This is a genomic window from Verrucosispora sp. WMMC514 (assembly GCF_027497295.1).
GTDB classification, from domain to species: domain Bacteria; phylum Actinomycetota; class Actinomycetes; order Mycobacteriales; family Micromonosporaceae; genus Micromonospora; species Micromonospora palythoicola.
The window spans coordinates 1,373,647-1,388,120 of sequence record NZ_CP114906.1 but is presented as its reverse complement, the minus strand read 5'-3'; the positions used below and the strand labels follow the sequence as shown (position 1 = coordinate 1,388,120).

Annotated in this window: 16 protein-coding genes and 2 tRNA genes; 11 read left to right on the top strand and 7 right to left on the bottom strand. The window is 73.4% G+C overall.

Features of this window, described 5'->3' with window-relative positions; translation table 11 throughout:
- The first annotated feature begins 92 nt into the window (after window positions 1-92).
- The 4 genes from O7597_RS06305 to O7597_RS06290 all read left to right on the top strand — a co-directional run bounded on the left by O7597_RS06305 (window position 93) and on the right by O7597_RS06290 (window position 1,718).
- Window positions 93-166: transfer RNA gene (locus O7597_RS06305), tRNA-Met, on the top strand.
- 192 nt (window positions 167-358) lie between these two features.
- A tRNA-Met gene (locus O7597_RS06300) sits at window positions 359-432 on the top strand.
- 114 nt (window positions 433-546) lie between these two features.
- Window positions 547-786 (top strand): hypothetical protein, encoded by a 240-nt coding sequence (locus O7597_RS06295; protein WP_139233146.1) that lies wholly within the window; start codon window positions 547-549, stop codon window positions 784-786.
- A 101-nt stretch (window positions 787-887) separates the two neighbouring features.
- The gene (locus O7597_RS06290) at window positions 888-1,718 is read left to right on the top strand and encodes a phosphoribosylaminoimidazolesuccinocarboxamide synthase (protein WP_281582232.1); all 831 of its coding nucleotides are present in this window, start codon (window positions 888-890) and stop codon (window positions 1,716-1,718) included.
- 12 nt (window positions 1,719-1,730) lie between these two features.
- Here the strand turns inward: O7597_RS06290 and O7597_RS06285 are convergent, their stop codons facing one another.
- Window positions 1,731-2,204, bottom strand: coding sequence for an ATP-binding protein (locus tag O7597_RS06285; RefSeq protein ID WP_281582231.1), 474 nt, complete (start codon window positions 2,202-2,204; stop codon window positions 1,731-1,733).
- Between the two features lie 116 nt (window positions 2,205-2,320).
- Here O7597_RS06285 and O7597_RS06280 point away from each other — a divergent pair, with 116 nt between their 5' ends.
- The gene (locus tag O7597_RS06280) at window positions 2,321-3,445 is read left to right on the top strand and encodes a DUF5931 domain-containing protein (RefSeq protein WP_269738719.1); all 1,125 of its coding nucleotides are present in this window, start codon (window positions 2,321-2,323) and stop codon (window positions 3,443-3,445) included.
- Between the two features lie 14 nt (window positions 3,446-3,459).
- Window positions 3,460-4,104, top strand: a complete 645-nt coding sequence (locus O7597_RS06275; RefSeq protein ID WP_269738718.1) for a response regulator transcription factor — start codon at window positions 3,460-3,462, stop codon at window positions 4,102-4,104.
- A 17-nt stretch (window positions 4,105-4,121) separates the two neighbouring features.
- On the opposite strand, the gene O7597_RS06270 is transcribed toward O7597_RS06275, so the two are convergent.
- Together O7597_RS06270 and O7597_RS06265 are read right to left on the bottom strand one after the other, a co-directional pair.
- A complete protein-coding gene (locus tag O7597_RS06270) occupies window positions 4,122-4,694 on the bottom strand; it encodes a DUF5709 domain-containing protein (RefSeq protein WP_164447735.1) in 573 nt (190 codons plus the stop codon).
- Window positions 4,695-4,757: 63 nt separating this feature from the next.
- Complete coding sequence (locus tag O7597_RS06265; RefSeq protein WP_269738156.1) at window positions 4,758-5,750, bottom strand: SDR family oxidoreductase; 993 nt, start codon at window positions 5,748-5,750, stop codon at window positions 4,758-4,760.
- Between the two features lie 135 nt (window positions 5,751-5,885).
- Here O7597_RS06265 and O7597_RS06260 point away from each other — a divergent pair, with 135 nt between their 5' ends.
- Window positions 5,886-7,088 (top strand): glycosyltransferase, encoded by a 1,203-nt coding sequence (locus O7597_RS06260; RefSeq protein WP_281582230.1) that lies wholly within the window; start codon window positions 5,886-5,888, stop codon window positions 7,086-7,088.
- Here the strand turns inward: O7597_RS06260 and O7597_RS06255 are convergent.
- From O7597_RS06255 to aroA, 4 genes are all read right to left on the bottom strand, one after another.
- A complete protein-coding gene (locus O7597_RS06255) occupies window positions 7,043-8,005 on the bottom strand; it encodes a hypothetical protein (protein ID WP_281583197.1) in 963 nt (320 codons plus the stop codon). The genes O7597_RS06260 and O7597_RS06255 overlap by 46 nt on opposite strands.
- Before the next feature lie 49 nt (window positions 8,006-8,054).
- Window positions 8,055-8,867, bottom strand: coding sequence for a histidinol-phosphatase (gene hisN, locus O7597_RS06250; RefSeq protein WP_281582229.1), 813 nt, complete (start codon window positions 8,865-8,867; stop codon window positions 8,055-8,057).
- Between the two features lie 90 nt (window positions 8,868-8,957).
- Window positions 8,958-9,914, bottom strand: coding sequence for a ribosome small subunit-dependent GTPase A (gene rsgA / locus O7597_RS06245; protein WP_281583196.1), 957 nt, complete (start codon window positions 9,912-9,914; stop codon window positions 8,958-8,960).
- A gap of 135 nt (window positions 9,915-10,049) precedes the next feature.
- Complete coding sequence (gene aroA, locus O7597_RS06240) at window positions 10,050-11,354, bottom strand: 3-phosphoshikimate 1-carboxyvinyltransferase (RefSeq protein ID WP_269738153.1); 1,305 nt, start codon at window positions 11,352-11,354, stop codon at window positions 10,050-10,052.
- 101 nt (window positions 11,355-11,455) lie between these two features.
- Between aroA and O7597_RS06235 the strand changes: the two genes are divergently transcribed.
- From O7597_RS06235 to O7597_RS06220, 4 genes are all read left to right on the top strand, one after another.
- Window positions 11,456-12,166, top strand: coding sequence for an SOS response-associated peptidase (locus O7597_RS06235; RefSeq protein ID WP_281582228.1), 711 nt, complete (start codon window positions 11,456-11,458; stop codon window positions 12,164-12,166).
- A 197-nt stretch (window positions 12,167-12,363) separates the two neighbouring features.
- Window positions 12,364-12,756, top strand: coding sequence for a WhiB family transcriptional regulator (locus tag O7597_RS06230; RefSeq protein WP_093405204.1), 393 nt, complete (start codon window positions 12,364-12,366; stop codon window positions 12,754-12,756).
- A gap of 41 nt (window positions 12,757-12,797) precedes the next feature.
- A complete protein-coding gene (locus O7597_RS06225; RefSeq protein ID WP_269738151.1) occupies window positions 12,798-13,409 on the top strand; it encodes an alpha/beta family hydrolase in 612 nt (203 codons plus the stop codon).
- Between the two features lie 249 nt (window positions 13,410-13,658).
- Complete coding sequence (locus O7597_RS06220) at window positions 13,659-14,474, top strand: sigma-70 family RNA polymerase sigma factor (RefSeq protein ID WP_269738150.1); 816 nt, start codon at window positions 13,659-13,661, stop codon at window positions 14,472-14,474.

Here is a 14,474-nt window from a genome sequence, read left to right as displayed (position 1 = left end):
ACGGGAGATCGGCGCGGCGGTGCGGTGGCACGAGGCGTTCCGTGGGTCGTTTTGCGGGCAGCGGGGGTGGTGCGCTACGGTGGATCTACCGACGCGGGGTGGAGCAGCTCGGTAGCTCGCTGGGCTCATAACCCAGAGGTCGCAGGTTCAAATCCTGTCCCCGCTACTGCGCGAAAAGGCCCCGGAGTGTTCTCCGGGGCCTTTTCCTTTGTTCGCCGATCCTCGGCCCGCTGGGCCGTGGTCCGGGCTGCCCGCGCGTTCTACCGGGCCGTCCGCTCGGTACCGGCAACCGGCCGGGGCGAGACGGGTGGGGCTGCCGATGAGGGCGATCACCGATGGGGTAGGCTGGTCCTACCGACGCGGGGTGGAGCAGCTCGGTAGCTCGCTGGGCTCATAACCCAGAGGTCGCAGGTTCAAATCCTGTCCCCGCTACTGCTACGACAGCGGCCCCGGATTCGTCCGGGGCCGCTGTCGTCGTCCGGCGCCGTCCCCACACGCGCGGTCGTTCGGGCGGCCGGGGTTGCACCTCTCGGCAAGGATGAGCGCATGTCTTCCTTTGGTAGGTGGTGGGGGCGGCTCGGCACGCTCCTGGGCACGGTCGTGCTGACGGTCTTCGTTCCGGTCGCGGCGTGGGCGTCGACCGGCACCGGCGAACTGGTGGTGGAGGCGGCTCGACGGCGCGGGCGCGGCTTCGGCGTCTTCGGCTTCCTGAGCCTGCTCTGCTGCCTGGCGGTGGTGGCCGTGATCGTCCTCCTGGTGATCCGGATGACCCGCCGTCGGCGCTGACTGGCCCCGGGCAGCCGGTTCCGGCGGGACCGCTCGCGCGCTGGCGGTCCCGCTGCGTACCGCCAGCGGCGGTACGCTCCGCGCGTGGTCTACTTGTCCGCGTGGAACTTCTGCACTCGGGCAAGGTGAGGGACGTCTACGCCGAGGGCGATGACCTGATCCTGGTCGCCTCCGACCGCATCTCCGTCTACGACGTGGTCCTGCCGACCCCGATCCCGGACAAGGGCAAGCTGCTCACCGCGCTGTCGCTGTGGTGGTTCGAGCAGTTGGCCGACCTGGTGCCCAACCACGTGATCTCGGCGACCGACGTGCCGCCGGAGTTCGCCGGCCGGGCGATCCGGTGCCGCCGGCTGGAGATGGTCCCGGTCGAGTGCGTCGCCCGCGGCTTTCTCACCGGCGGCGGCCTGAAGGAGTACGAGAGCACCGGGAAGGTCTCCGGTGTCGACCTGCCGCGCGGGCTGGTGGAGGCGTCCATCCTGCCCGAGCCGATCTTCACGCCGTCCACCAAGGCGCCGGTGGGTGAGCACGACGAGCCGATGACCTTCGCCGAGGTGGCCGACAAGGTCGGCGCCCAGACCGCCGACCGGTTGCGGCAGGTGACCATCGACGTGTACTGCCGCGGCGCCGAACTGGCCGCCGATCGGGGCATCCTGGTCGCCGACACCAAGATCGAGCTTGGCTGGGCGCCGGACGGCACCCTGGTCCTCGGCGACGAGCTGCTCACCCCGGACTCGTCCCGGTTCTGGCCGGCCGAGTCCTACCAGCCCGGACGTGCCCAGTTCTCCTACGACAAGCAGTACGTGCGGGACTGGGCGGCGCGCAGCGGGTGGGACAAACGGCACCCGGCACCGGAGGTGCCCGCCGACGTGGTCGACGCCACCCGGGCCCGTTACGTGGATGTCTACGAGAAGCTGACCGGCAACCGCTGGTAGGGCCCGCCGCGGCTACTCGCCGCTGCGGTGGCGGCCGATGTGCTGCTCGGCGGGGGCGGTCGCGCTGATGATGCGTACCGTGGTGCCGGCCGATCCGGTCTCCACGTCCATCGCGTCGGTCAGCTCGCGGGCCAGCCAGAGACCCCAGCCGCCGGCCGTGTCGGGGGCGGGTCGGTTGCGGTTGCCGAGCTCCTGCGTGCTGATGCCGGGACCGTGGTCGGCGACCTCGCACAACACCAGGCCGGGCTCTTTCCACAGCCGCAGCCAGCCCCGACCGCCGCCGTGCCGGACCGCGTTGGTGATCAGCTCGTTCACGGCGAGCACGTAGTCGTCCAGTCGCTCGTCGCGCAGCCCGGCGGCGCCCGCGCAGGCGGCGACCGAGTGTCGCAGCTCGGTCACCTGGGCCTGGTCGAAGGCGTCGGCGATCAGAAGGGCGTGTTCGATGGGCACCACCGTACGCGGTGGGGGAGATCCTGCGTTCGTCATGGCCCCGTCCCGACAGAGATCGCAGAGTTTTACGCGGCTTTTACCACCGTACGTCAGGGTTGTTGAAGGTGCATCGGCCGCCGGAGGGCGCGGCGGCCTGTGGCATCGTGGCGCACGTGCCTGCTGCCGGTGGTTTCGCGGTGCCGCTCTGGCGGGCCGTCGCGGTCTTCCGGGTGGCGTCCCTGGCGTACGTCTGCGTGGTGTTGATCCGCGACGGGGACCGCTACGCCCATCCCCTCGCCGCGGGAGCGTTGGTGCTGGTCATGGCGGTCTGGACCGGCGTCACCGCCATCGGGTACGCGGTCCCGGCCCGGCGCGGCTGGCCACTGCTCCTGACCGATCTGGGCGTGGTGGTGGCGATCCTGCTGGCCACCCCGTGGGTGATGGGCCGACCGGCGCTCGACGCCGGGCTGCCGACCCTTCCGGTGGCCTGGCTGAGCGGGCCGGTGCTGGCCTGGGCGGTCGCCGGTGGGCGGCGACGCGGCACGGTCGCGGCACTGGTGCTCGGCGCGACCGACCTGAGCACCCGGGGCATGGTCACCCCGAGCGCGTTCAACGGCGCGATCCTGATGCTGCTGGCCGGCGTGGTGGTCGGGCACGTCGCCCGGCTCACGGTGACCGCCGGGGAACGGCTGCACCGGGCGGTCGAGTTGGAGGCCGCCACCCGGGAGCGGGAACGGTTGGCCCGGGACATCCACGACTCGGTGCTCCAGGTGCTCGCCCTGGTCCAGCGGCGTGGTGCCCACCTTGACGGGGAGGCGGGCGAGCTGGCCCGGCTGGCCGGCGAGCAGGAAGTGGCGCTGCGGTCGCTGATCTCCGGTGCGGCAGCGGCCCCGGTCGGTGCCGCCGACGCGTCGGTGGATCTGCGCACCCTGCTCGGCCGGCTCGCCTCGGCCACCGTCTCGCTGTCCGCACCGGCGGGCCCGGTGCCGCTGCCCGCGGTGGTGGCCCGCGAGTTGGCGGCGGCCGTCGCCGCGGCGCTGGACAACGTGGCCCGGCACGGCGGCGGTCGGGCCTGGATGCTGGTCGAGGACGAGGGGTCGGGGGTCACCGTGTCGATCCGGGACGAGGGGCCGGGTTTCCCGCCCGAACGCCTGGCCGAGGCGGCGGCCCAGGGGCGGCTGGGCGTCGCCCAGGCCATCCGGGGTCGGCTGACCGACCTGGGTGGTACCGCCCGGATCAGCTCGACGCCGGGCGCCGGCACCGAGGTGGAACTCACCGTGCCGAGGAGGCAACCGTGAACGGCGTACGCGTGATGGTCGTGGACGATCACCCGATGTGGCGGGAAGGGGTGGCCCGCGACCTGACCGAGGCCGGTCACGAGGTGGTGGCCAGTTGTGGCGAGGGCCGCCAGGCGATCCGGGTGGTCGCCGCGGCCCGTCCCGACGTGGTGGTGCTCGACCTGCAACTGCCGGACATCTCCGGCGTCGAGGTGATCCACGGACTGCGAGCGGCGCACCCCGGAGTGCGGGTGCTCATGCTCTCGGCCAGCGGTGAGCAGCAGGGCGTGCTCGACGCGGTGACGGCCGGTGCCACCGGCTACCTGCTGAAATCCGCCGGGCTGGCGGAGTTTCTGGCGGCGGTGCGGCGCACCGCGGCGGGCGAGCCCGTCTTCACGCCCGGCCTGGCCGGGCTGGTCCTCGGCGAGTACCGCCGACTGGCCGCCGGCGGCGACCACGCGGCGGCCGGGGCCCGGGAGGCGGCACCCCGGCTCACCGACCGGGAGACCGAGGTGCTGCGCCTGGTGGCCAAGGGGATGTCGTACCGGCAGATCGCCGAGCGCCTCGGGCTGTCGCACCGTACGGTGCAGAACCACGTGCAGAACACGCTCGGCAAGCTTCAGCTGCACAACCGGGTCGAGCTGACCCGGTACGCGATCGAACGCGGCCTGGACGACTGAACGCCGGCGCCGGCTGGTCAGACCGAGTGCGGCGGCCGGGTCTCGTGCACGGCCAGTTCCTCGGCGCTGGCTCCGCCACCGGCGGCCCCCGCGTCGTACGCGATCGAATCGGTCTCCTGATCGGTGTGCGCCCCCTCGTCCGGTTCGACCAGCCGGCCCACGGTGGCGTCCGCACTGGTGCCCAGCCGGTCGTGGTCGTAGAGGGAGACCGGGGAGTTCGGGTCGGAGGTGGGGCCCGGATCGATCACGTCGGCGTCGAGCTGCGCCTGCGCCGCCTGCTCCCGGCTGTCCGCCTCGGCCGCGATGTCCGGATCGACCGGACCGGCCAGCGGGTCGTCGACCGGCAGCTCGAACCGTTCCCGGCTGAGCTTGTAGTCCAGCGACTCCCCGTCGAGCTGCTCCTCGGCGGTGGTGCCGAACTCGTCGACCGCCACCGGCGTCCGGTCACCGGGCAGCTGAGCCGGTGCCGGGCCATCCGCCTCCCGGCCGGTCAGCACGTCGTCCCCGGCCGTCGAGTCGTCGTCGGCGGTGTCGGGCAGGCCGTCGGCCTCGGGATCGGACACGGGGGTCGGGTACTCGTCGTCGCGCATGACTGACCACTACCCGCTGCCCTCCCGCCGTAACCGACCCGGCCGGGCGAGGTCGCCCCGTCCTCAGCGGGCCAGCCGCCGGGCCAGCGCGGCGGCGGTGCCGACGGCGGTGCCGGCGGCGGCCAGCCCGAACGCGGCGGAGATCCGGACCAGTTGACGCCGCCGGCCGTGCCAGCCGCCGTCGGTGCTCGCCGCGGCGTCGGCACGGAAGACGTTGCCGGTGGTGTCGGCCGTCGGCGACGGCCCGAACTGGGTGTACCGGCCGTACCAGCCGAGGACCCGTTCGGCCAGTGCCGGCGCCAGCCGCCACTGCATGCCGATCAGGCGGGCGGCACCACCGGCGTACGCCTCCCGGCGGGGTCGCCTGAGCAACCGCACGATCGTCTCCGCGACCACCTCCGGCGGATAGACCGGTGGTGGCGGCAGCACCTGCCGGCCGCTGTGGTTGGCGGCGTGCCGGAAGAACGGGGTGTCGATGGTGGCCGGCAGCACGGTGCAGATCGAGACCGATCCCCGGCCGGTGGCCCGCAGTTCCTGGCGAACCGTGTCGGACAGTCCCCGCACGGCGTGTTTGGCGGCGTTGTACGGGGACTGGTACGGCATCGCCACCTCGGCCAGCACCGAGGCGTTGTTGACCACGACGCCGCCACCGGCCGCGCTGAGGTGCGGCAGCGCCGCCCGGATGCCGTTCGCCGTACCGAGCAGGTTGACCTCCAGCACCCTGCGGAACTCCGCCACCGGGATCTCGTCGAACAACCCGATGGTGCCGACGGCGGCGTTGTTGATCCAGGCGTCGAGCCGGCCGAACTCCGCCACCGCGGTCGCGGCGAGCCGGCGCATCGCGTCCGCGTCCGTCACGTCGGTGGGCACCACCAGGGTGCGACCGCCCAGCTCACGACAGTGCCGGGCCACCTCGCGCAGAGCCGGCTCGGAGCGCGCGGCCAGCACCACGGTGCTGCCGTGACGCGCCAGGGCGTACGCGGTCGCGGTGCCGATGCCGCTGGACGCTCCGGTGATGACGATGGTGGCGTCGGCGAGGTTTCGGGCGAGGGGCATTCCTCATCGGTACCCCGTCGGGTGCGGGTCATGCCGCCGAGTGTGTTCCCGATCTGCGAGGTTTCGGCTCTTCGGAGGCCGGTTAATGGGACGCTCTGACCGGAGAGCACCGCCCCATCCGCATGGAGGTGACCCATGCGCGTCGGCCTTGTCTGCGCCCACGCCGCTGCGCCGCCGTTCGGCGACGGAACCGTCGTCGGCACCTACCAGCACATCGCACGGGTCGCGGCCGAACTGGCCGGGCGAGGTCACGACGTGCGGGTGTACATCCGCCGGGACGACCCCGAGGCCAGCGAGACCGACATCCTGGACGGCTACCGGCTGGAGCGCGCACCGGTGGGCCCGGTCGCGCCGATCCCCACGGCCGAACTGGTGCCCTACGTGTCCGCGTACGGCGACTGGCTGGCCGACCGTTGGTCCGGCGACTGGACGCCCGAGGTGGTGCACGGTCACTACTGGATCGGGGGCCTGGCCGCCGCGCACGCCGTGCGGGAGACCGACATTCCGATGGTGCAGACGTTCCACTCGATCGGGATGGAGCAGCTGCGCCACCTCGGTGCCCAGTACGGCGGGCCGGGCACCCGTATCCCGCTGGAACGGGCGCTGACCCGGGCGGTGGACATCGCGGTCGCCCAGTGCAACGACGAGGTCGACGAGTTGACCCGGATGGGCCTGCAACGTGCCTCGGTCGCGATGGTCCCGACCGGGGTGGACACGGAACGCTTCCATCCCGACGGTGAGGCCGCCCCGCGTGAGCAGCGCCCGCGGATCCTCTCGGTGGGCGGGCTCGGGCGAGGCCACGGCCAGGAGGACCTGATCCGGGCGATGCGCCTGGTGGGCGACGCGGAGTTGGTCATCGCCGGCGGGCCGCCGACGGACCGACTGGCCAACCACGCCGAGGCCCGCCGGCTGCGGGAGCTGGCCGACCGGGCCGGGGTCGGCGAGCAGGTGCACCTGGTGGGCGCGGTGCCGCACGAGCAGATGGCCACCTGGTACCGCTCGGCCGACGTGGTGGCCTGCACCCCGCACTACTCGTCGGCGGGGCGGGTGTCGCTGGAGGCGATGGCCTGCGGCGTCCCGGTGGTGGGCTACGCCATGGGCGGCATTGCCGACGCCGTGGTCGACGAGGTGACCGGCAAGCTGGTGCCACCGGGCGACGTACGCACCCTCGGGATGACGCTGCGTCGGCTGCTCGCCGACAACGCCAGCCGCTTCGCGTACGGGCACGCCGCGGTCGACCGGGTGCGGTGCAGCTACACCTGGGAACGCACGGCCAGTGCCCTGGAACGCCTCTACGAGCGGGTGGTGGGCCGGCGCAAGCCGGTCGAGGCGGCCTGAGCCAGCGGATCACCCGAGCCACCGGCCGTGGCGACCTCGCAGCCCGCCGCGGCGGGCTGCGGCACGAGCGGCGGCCGGGGGCCCACCACCGCCCGGGTGGTCTCCCGGGCCACGGCGTGGTGGTGCTGCGGCTCCGCGTACCGGGTGAGCCCGACGACAGCGGCCAGGGTGACCAGGAAACCGATCCCGGCCAGCCACTCCCGGCCCGGCCAGATCTTGTCGTTGAGCAGCAGCAGCCCGACGATCGCGGCGGGTACCGCGCCGGCCGCGTCCATGGCGGCCACCGCCGCCGTGGTGGAGCCGCGCTGCATCGCCAGCCCGAGCAGCAACTGGCCGACCACCGAGTGGCCGACGAGCAGGTAGAGCAGCGGGTCGCTGAGAAAGGCGTCCCAGCCCGGCGCGGAGGCCAGTGGACGGGCCGCCACCGCGGCGGCGGAGAAGGCCAGCCCGGCCAGCGACCCGAGCGCCACCGACCCCGGCGCGCCGTGCAACCGGACCGCGAAGAAGCCCAGCACCGCGATCACCGCCAGGGCCAGCAGCAGGGCGACGATGCCCCCGGTGCCGAGCGCCTTCGAGGGTGCCGGGCGGGCGGCGAGCACCAGCGCGGTGATGCCGGCGAAGAGCAGCACCAGCAGCGCGACCTCGGCCACCGGCAGCCGCCACTTCAGCAGGACCACGCCGAGCAGGGCGGTGACGCCGAGCCCGGCGGCCACGCTCGCCTGCACCAGGAACAGCGGCAGGTCCCGCCGGGACAGGAAGGCCAGGACGAAACCGGCCACCTGACAGGCCAGCCCGACCAGGTAGGTGCGGTGCCCGGCCAGGCGCAGCAGCAGCCCGGGATCGAAGGTGTGGTGCACCGTGGTGCGGGCGGCGGCGACCGACTGCAACAGGTTGGCGACGCCGTACGCGACGATCATCGCCGCCAGGAAACACCAACCGGAGGTAGCCACCTGGCGAGGATAGAGGTTACCGGGCGTCAATGCGCGGCGGGCTGCCGAGGCGCTGGAGGATGTCCGGATGCAGCGCGCCGTTGCTGGCCAGGGTGCTGTTGTCGCCCCCGACCGGGGCCGGCTGGCCGGCCAGGTCGGTCATCGTGCCGCCCGCCTCGGTCACGATGGGTACCAGTGCCGCCACGTCCCAGAGCGACAGTTCGGGCTCGATCATCACGTCCAGCGCGCCCTCGGCCAACAGCATGTAGCCGTAGAAGTCGCCGTAGGCCCGGCTGCGCCAGGTGTCCCGCATCAACTGGAGCACCGCGTCGAGCCGGCCGGCCTTCTCCCAGCCGTCCAGCGACGAGTAGCAGAGGCTGGCGTCGGCCAGCCGGGTCACCCCGGAAACCCGGATGGGTACGCCGCGGGAGGCGTCCGGTCCCGCGTACGCCCCGGTGCCCCGTGCTGCCCACCAGCGGCGCCCCAGGGCCGGCGCGGAGACCAGCCCGGCGACCGGGCGGCCGTCCTCCAGCAGGGCGATGAGTGTGGCCCAGATCGGCACGCCCCGGACGAAGTTCTTGGTGCCGTCGATGGGGTCGACCACCCACTGGCGTGCTCCGGCGGTCGGCGTCGCGCCGTACTCCTCGCCGAGCAGCCCGTCCTCGGGCCGGTGCTCGGCGAGCATGGCGCGGATCTCGCGCTCCACGGCGGTGTCCGCGTCGGAGACCGGAGTCAGGTCGGGCTTCGACTCGACCCGCAGGTCCAGGGCCCGGAACCGGGCCGTCGACAGGGCGTCGGCGGCGTCGGCGAGCCGGTGGGCGAGGGTCAGGTCAGCGGCGTACCCGGTCATGCCGGACACGGTAGCGACGCCGGTACCGGGACGACGCCGGGGGCCGGCGGTGCCGCGGTCGGGTCGGTCACTCGGTGGTGGGCCGCCCGGTCACTCCGGGTGCCCGCGTGGGTCGGGCTCGGTCCGTGGATCGGTCTCCCCGGCACGGGAGGCGAGCAACCGGCGGTACGAGGCCAGCCGGCGCGGGTCGGCCCGCCCGGTCGCCACCCAGGCGTCGAGTGCGCAGTCGGCCTCGTCGGCGGTGTGCGGGCAGTTCGCCGGGCAGTCGGCGGTGGCCTCGACCAGGTCCGGGAAGCCGTGCAGCAGACTCTCGGCCGAGACGTGGGCCAGCCCGAAACTGCGTACGCCCGGAGTGTCCACGATCCACCCCGGATCCTGGTCCGCGTCGGGTGGCGCGGGCAGCCGCAACGCCACCGCGCTCGTCGACGTGTGCCGCCCCCGTCCGATCGCGCTCACCGTGCCGACCGCCCGCTCGGCCTCCGGCACCAGGCGGTTGACGAGCGTCGACTTGCCCACTCCGGAGTGACCGACGAGCACCGAGACCCGGCCGGTCAACAGGCTGCGCAGCGCGTCCAACGGGGAGTCCGGGCGGATGAGCAGATATGGCAGTTCCAGCTCGGTGTAGTAGTCGAGCACCGTCTCCGGCCCGGCCAGATCGGCCTTGGTCAGGCAGAGCAGCGGTTCGATGTCCGCGTCGTACGCGGCGACCAGGCAGCGGTCGATGAACCCGGTGCGCGGCGGCGGATCGGCGAGCGCGCTGACGATCACGAGCTGGTCGGCGTTGGCGACCACCACCCGTTCCAACCGGCCCTCGGCGGTGCTGGCGTCGTCCTCGGCGGTGCGCCGCAGCACGGACCGGCGTGGTTCGATCCGGACGATGCGGGCCAGCGCCCCGGACGAACCGGAGGTGTCACCGACCAGCCCGACCCGGTCACCGACCACCACCGACTTGCGGCCCAGTTCGCGGGCGCGCATGGCGGTGACGGTGGGGTCGTCCGGCCCGGCGCCGGGCAGTACGCAGGTGTAGCGCCCGCGGTCCACCGCGATGACGAAACCGTCCTTGGCGTCGGCGTGCCGGGGTCGGGTCCGGGTACGCGGGCGGGAGGACCTGCCGGGCCGGACCCGGACGTCGTCCTCGTCGTACTCGCGCCGCCTGGTCGCCAGGGCCGACCCTTCTTCCGCTCAGCTCTTACCGGTCACCAGTGCCGACCATAGTGCCGGGAACTCGGGCATGGTCTTGGAGGTACACGACACGTCGTCCAGCTCGACGCCCGGCACGACCAGCCCGGTCACCGCCGCCGCGTGCGCCATCCGGTGATCATGATAGGTGCGGAACACGCCGCCGTGCAGCGGTCGGGGCCGGATCTCCAGCCCGTCCGCCGACTCGGTGATGTCCGCGCCGAGCCCGGTGAACTCCCGCGCCAGGGCGGCCAGCCGGTCCGTCTCGTGGCCACGGATGTGGCTGACGCCGGTGAAGACCGACGGCGAGTCGGCGAGCATGGCCAGCGCGGTGAGCGCCGGGGTCAGCTCGCTGACGTCGGACAGGTCGGCGCGCAATCCCTTCACCGGGCCGGTGCCGCGTACCGCGAGCCCCTCGGTGGTCAGGGTGACCGTCGCCCCCATCTGCTGCAACAGCGAGCGCAGCCGCTCGACCGGCTGGGCGCTGCCCCGCGCCGGCCAGCCGCGCAGGGTCACCTCGCCGCCGGTGATCATGGCGGCGGCGAAGAACGGCACCGCACCGGAGAGGTCCGGCTCGATCTCCCAGCTACGCCCGGTCAACGGTCCGGGCTCGACCGTCCAGACGTCGGGGGTGCTGTCGTCGACCGCGGCGCCGGCGGCGCGCAGCATCTGCACGGTCATCCGCAGGTGCGGTGCGGAGGGCACCGGCGGGCCGACGTGCCGGACCACCAGCCCACGGTCGAAGCGGGGGGCGGCGAGCAGCAGCCCGGAGACCAGTTGGCTGGACGCGGAGGCGTCGATCACGACCTCGCCGCCGGTCACCCGGCCGGCGCCCAGCACCACCAGCGGCAGGCTGCCCGAGGGGGGAGCGTCGACGCGTACGCCGAGCGAGCGCAGCGCCTCGATCAGCGGACCGAGCGGGCGGGTCCGGGCTTGCGGGTCACCGTCGAGGGTGACCTGCCCGTCGGCCAGCCCCGCCACCGGTGGCACGAAGCGCATGATCGTGCCGGCGAGCCCCACGTCGACGTGGGCCGGGCCGAACAGCCGGTGCGGCCGGACCAGCCAGCGCTCGTCGTCGGCGATCGAGACGTGGGCTCCCATCGCCCGCAGCGCGGCGGCCATCAACTCGGTGTCCCGGGCCCGCAGCGGTCGGGACAGGGTCGAGGGCCCGGCGGCCAGCGCGCTGAGCACCAGGGCGCGGTTGGTCATCGACTTGGAGCCGGGCAGGCGCAGCGACGCCGACACCGGGTCACTGGCCGTCGGTGCGGTCCACGGCTGTAGCGGCCGGGTCGCGGTCACATTCCCCACGGTTACATTCTGCCGTGCCGGGGTCCCGGTGGCGCTAGGGTCACCGCCACTCCCGGTGAGCGGGACAGCCGCCCGGCGCAGCGCGCGCTAGCGTGAGCGGCATGTGCGGTAGGTACGCCACGACCCGCGGCGCCGGTGACCTGAGCGGCCTGTTCGAGGCGGTCGACGAGACCGCGGGTGGGCTGGCCGCCGATCACAACGTCGCGCCGACCGATCCGGTGCCGCTGGTCCGCATCGGTGCCGCGGGGCACCGGGCGCTCTCGCGGGGCCGCTGGGGTCTGGTGCCACCGTGGTCCCGGTCGCCCGCCGGCGCGGCCCGCATGATCAACGCGCGGGCCGAGACCGTCGCCACCAGCCGGGCGTACGCGCCGTCCTTCGCCCGCCGCCGGTGTCTCGTACCCGCCGACGGCTGGTACGAGTGGGTGCGGTTGGCCGACGGTGCGAAGCAGCCGTACTACCTGACCCCACGCGACGGCTCGGTGCTCGCCTTCGCCGGCATCTGGTCGGTCTGGGACGGCCCGGACGCGACGCTGCTGACCTTCAGCGTGCTGACCACCGCGGCCGTCGGCGAACTGGCCGACGTGCACGACCGGATGCCGTTGCTGCTGCCGCCGGAGCGTTGGGCGACCTGGTTGGACGACGGCGCGGACCGGGCCGAGCTGCTCGCACCGCCGCCGCCGGACTGGCTGGCCGGGTTGGAGGTGCGGCCGGTGGGGCGGGCCGTGGGCGATGTACGCAACGACGGTCCCGGGCTGACCGCCCGGGTGCCGCTGACCCGTCCGGGCGAGCCCGCGGAGCCGACGCTCTTCTGATCGCGCCCCGGCGCATTGTCGCGAGTGATTTGCTGCGGTTGCGGGTGAAAGGTGACTCGAACGTTCTGCCAACTTCCCGGCGAAGTCTTGTCCCCGCGTACGCAAATGCGATAGAACACAGCGCCGGTGATGGGTGTCGTTCGCGTCGGGTGAACGATCTCCATCGATGTTGCTGGTCCCACGGGGGAGGTGGGTGGATGACACGGGCGCGTATGCCCCGTCCGCACGAGGTGGCCGCCGCGCGACGTGATCCGCGACTGTTGCGGGCGTTGCGTGAGCGGCGACAGGACGAAGCCTGGCGTACCAGGGGCACCTGTCAGAGTGTCGACCCGGAGACGTTCTTTCCGGCGCCGAACGAGCCGGCCGACGCGGCGGTGGCCCTGTGCCGCAGTTGCGACGTGCAGGGCTCCTGTCTGGCGTGGGCGCTCGAGGTCGGTGACTGTCACGGCGTCTGGGGTGGCACCACCCCACGGGAGCGGCGGGCGATGCTCGTCGCCTGGCGCAGCGAGGTGCAACCCGATCCCGACGCCGCCGGTGAGCCCGGCCCGCCGGTGCGCGACCGGCTGCTCACCCTGGTGCCGCTGAGCTGACCGACGGGCGTGGTCCCGGTCGAAACGGGTTCAATGGGGCGGTGCCGTATGACGTCCTCGACACTCCGCGCGGACCCGCTCGGGTCGACACCGACGACCCGTCCGGTCCGCCCCGAGCCCTGCTGGTGCTGGGGCACGGGGCCGGCGGCGGCGTCGACGCCCCGGATCTGATCGCCCTACGCGACGCGGCGGTGACCGCCGGGCTGGTGGTGGCGCGGGTGACCCAGCCGTACCGGGTCGCCGGCCGGCGCGCACCGGCACCGGCCGGGCACCTCGACGAGGCGTGGTCCGTCGTGCTGACGGCGCTGCGGCAGCGGCAGCCCGGCGTACCGCTGGTGGTGGGTGGCCGCTCCAGCGGTGCCCGGGTGGCCTGTCGGACGGCGCGCGCGGTGGGCGCCGCCGGGGTGGTGGCACTCGCCTTTCCGTTGCACCCGCCCGGTCGACCGGAACGGAGCCGGGCCGGTGAGCTGGTGACCGGTGTGCCGACCCTGGTGGTGAACGGGGACCGGGATCCGTTCGGTGTGCCGGAGCCGGGCCCGCAGGTGCGGGTGGTGGTTCGGTCGGGAGAGCGGCACGACCTGCGGGGTGACCCCGTCGGTACGGCCGCTGCGACCGTGGACTGGCTGCGTGAGCACGGTTGGGCCGATGTCTGACGCCACCCGGGCCGCCACCGGGCCACCACGTCACCGGTGCCGTGTCCGCCGGCCGCGCCGCTTCGTTGCACCCGATGGTGTCCCAGTGCCCGGTCCGGGCGGCGACACCGGGCTCCCAGGCCCTTCCTGGTCCCAGCTTCGGTCGCACCGCCGGGGCGGGGACCAGGAACGCCTGGGCCCGAGCCGGAATGTGTCGGCCCGCGGCACGCGTTGAACACCTCGGACAACCAATGTGCGAGGGGGTGACCGGTGCCGACCGAGATCCGGAACCGGGGACAGGACGAGCGGGAGGCACGGCAGCTCAGGCAGCTGCTTGCCGGCCCGAACTGGCCGGCGGCGGTACCACCGGTCGAGGTGGCGACGGGCACACCCGTCGGAACCGAATCTTCCGGAAGGCCGGTGCGCGTATCCTCGGCGGGGAAGCATCCAACCCGAGGGGATGTGCGGTTGACCACGGAGAAGACGGACGAGCGCAGGGCCCGGTTCGAACGGGACGCGATGCCATTCGTCGATCAGCTGTACGCGGCCGGCCTGCGGATGACGCGTAACCCGGCGGATGCCGAGGACCTGGTCCAGGAGACCTACCTGAAGGCGTACGCCGCCTTCCACCAGTTCGAGCAGGGCACGAACCTGAAGGCCTGGCTCTACCGGATCCTGACCAACACCTACATCAACTCGTACCGCAAGCGGCAGCGCCAGCCGGTGCAGGCGCCCACCGACGAGATCACCGACTGGCAGCTGGCCGAGGCGGAGTCGCACACCTCCAGCGGGCTGCGGTCCGCCGAGACCGAGGCGCTCGACCGGCTGCCGGACAGCGACGTCAAGGAGGCCCTCCAGCAGTTGCCGGAGGAGTTCCGGCTGGCGGTCTACCTGACCGATGTCGAGGGGTTCTCCTACAAGGAGGTCGCCGACATCATGGGCACGCCGATCGGCACGGTGATGTCGCGGTTGCACCGTGGACGTCGTAATCTGCGCAAGCTGCTTGAGGGGTACGCCGCGGAGCGGGGTTTCTCCGCGGCCCAGCCGGCCCGGAGTTCGACCGCCGCCACCGGCCGGGAGGTGTGA

Coding starts and splice junctions, on each gene's coding strand:
- hisN (WP_281582229.1), bottom strand. CDS start 8,867: ATGACCGGGTACGCCGCTGACCTGACCCTCGCCCACCGGCTCGCCGAC.
- O7597_RS06270 (WP_164447735.1), bottom strand. CDS start 4,694: ATGCGCGACGACGAGTACCCGACCCCCGTGTCCGATCCCGAGGCCGAC.
- O7597_RS06255 (WP_281583197.1), bottom strand. CDS start 8,005: ATGATCGTCGCGTACGGCGTCGCCAACCTGTTGCAGTCGGTCGCCGCC.
- O7597_RS06295 (WP_139233146.1), top strand. CDS start 547: ATGTCTTCCTTTGGTAGGTGGTGGGGGCGGCTCGGCACGCTCCTGGGC.
- O7597_RS06275 (WP_269738718.1), top strand. CDS start 3,460: ATGGTCGTGGACGATCACCCGATGTGGCGGGAAGGGGTGGCCCGCGAC.
- O7597_RS06230 (WP_093405204.1), top strand. CDS start 12,364: ATGACACGGGCGCGTATGCCCCGTCCGCACGAGGTGGCCGCCGCGCGA.
- O7597_RS06235 (WP_281582228.1), top strand. CDS start 11,456: ATGTGCGGTAGGTACGCCACGACCCGCGGCGCCGGTGACCTGAGCGGC.
- O7597_RS06265 (WP_269738156.1), bottom strand. CDS start 5,750: ATGCCCCTCGCCCGAAACCTCGCCGACGCCACCATCGTCATCACCGGA.
- O7597_RS06260 (WP_281582230.1), top strand. CDS start 5,886: ATGCGCGTCGGCCTTGTCTGCGCCCACGCCGCTGCGCCGCCGTTCGGC.
- O7597_RS06285 (WP_281582231.1), bottom strand. CDS start 2,204: ATGACGAACGCAGGATCTCCCCCACCGCGTACGGTGGTGCCCATCGAA.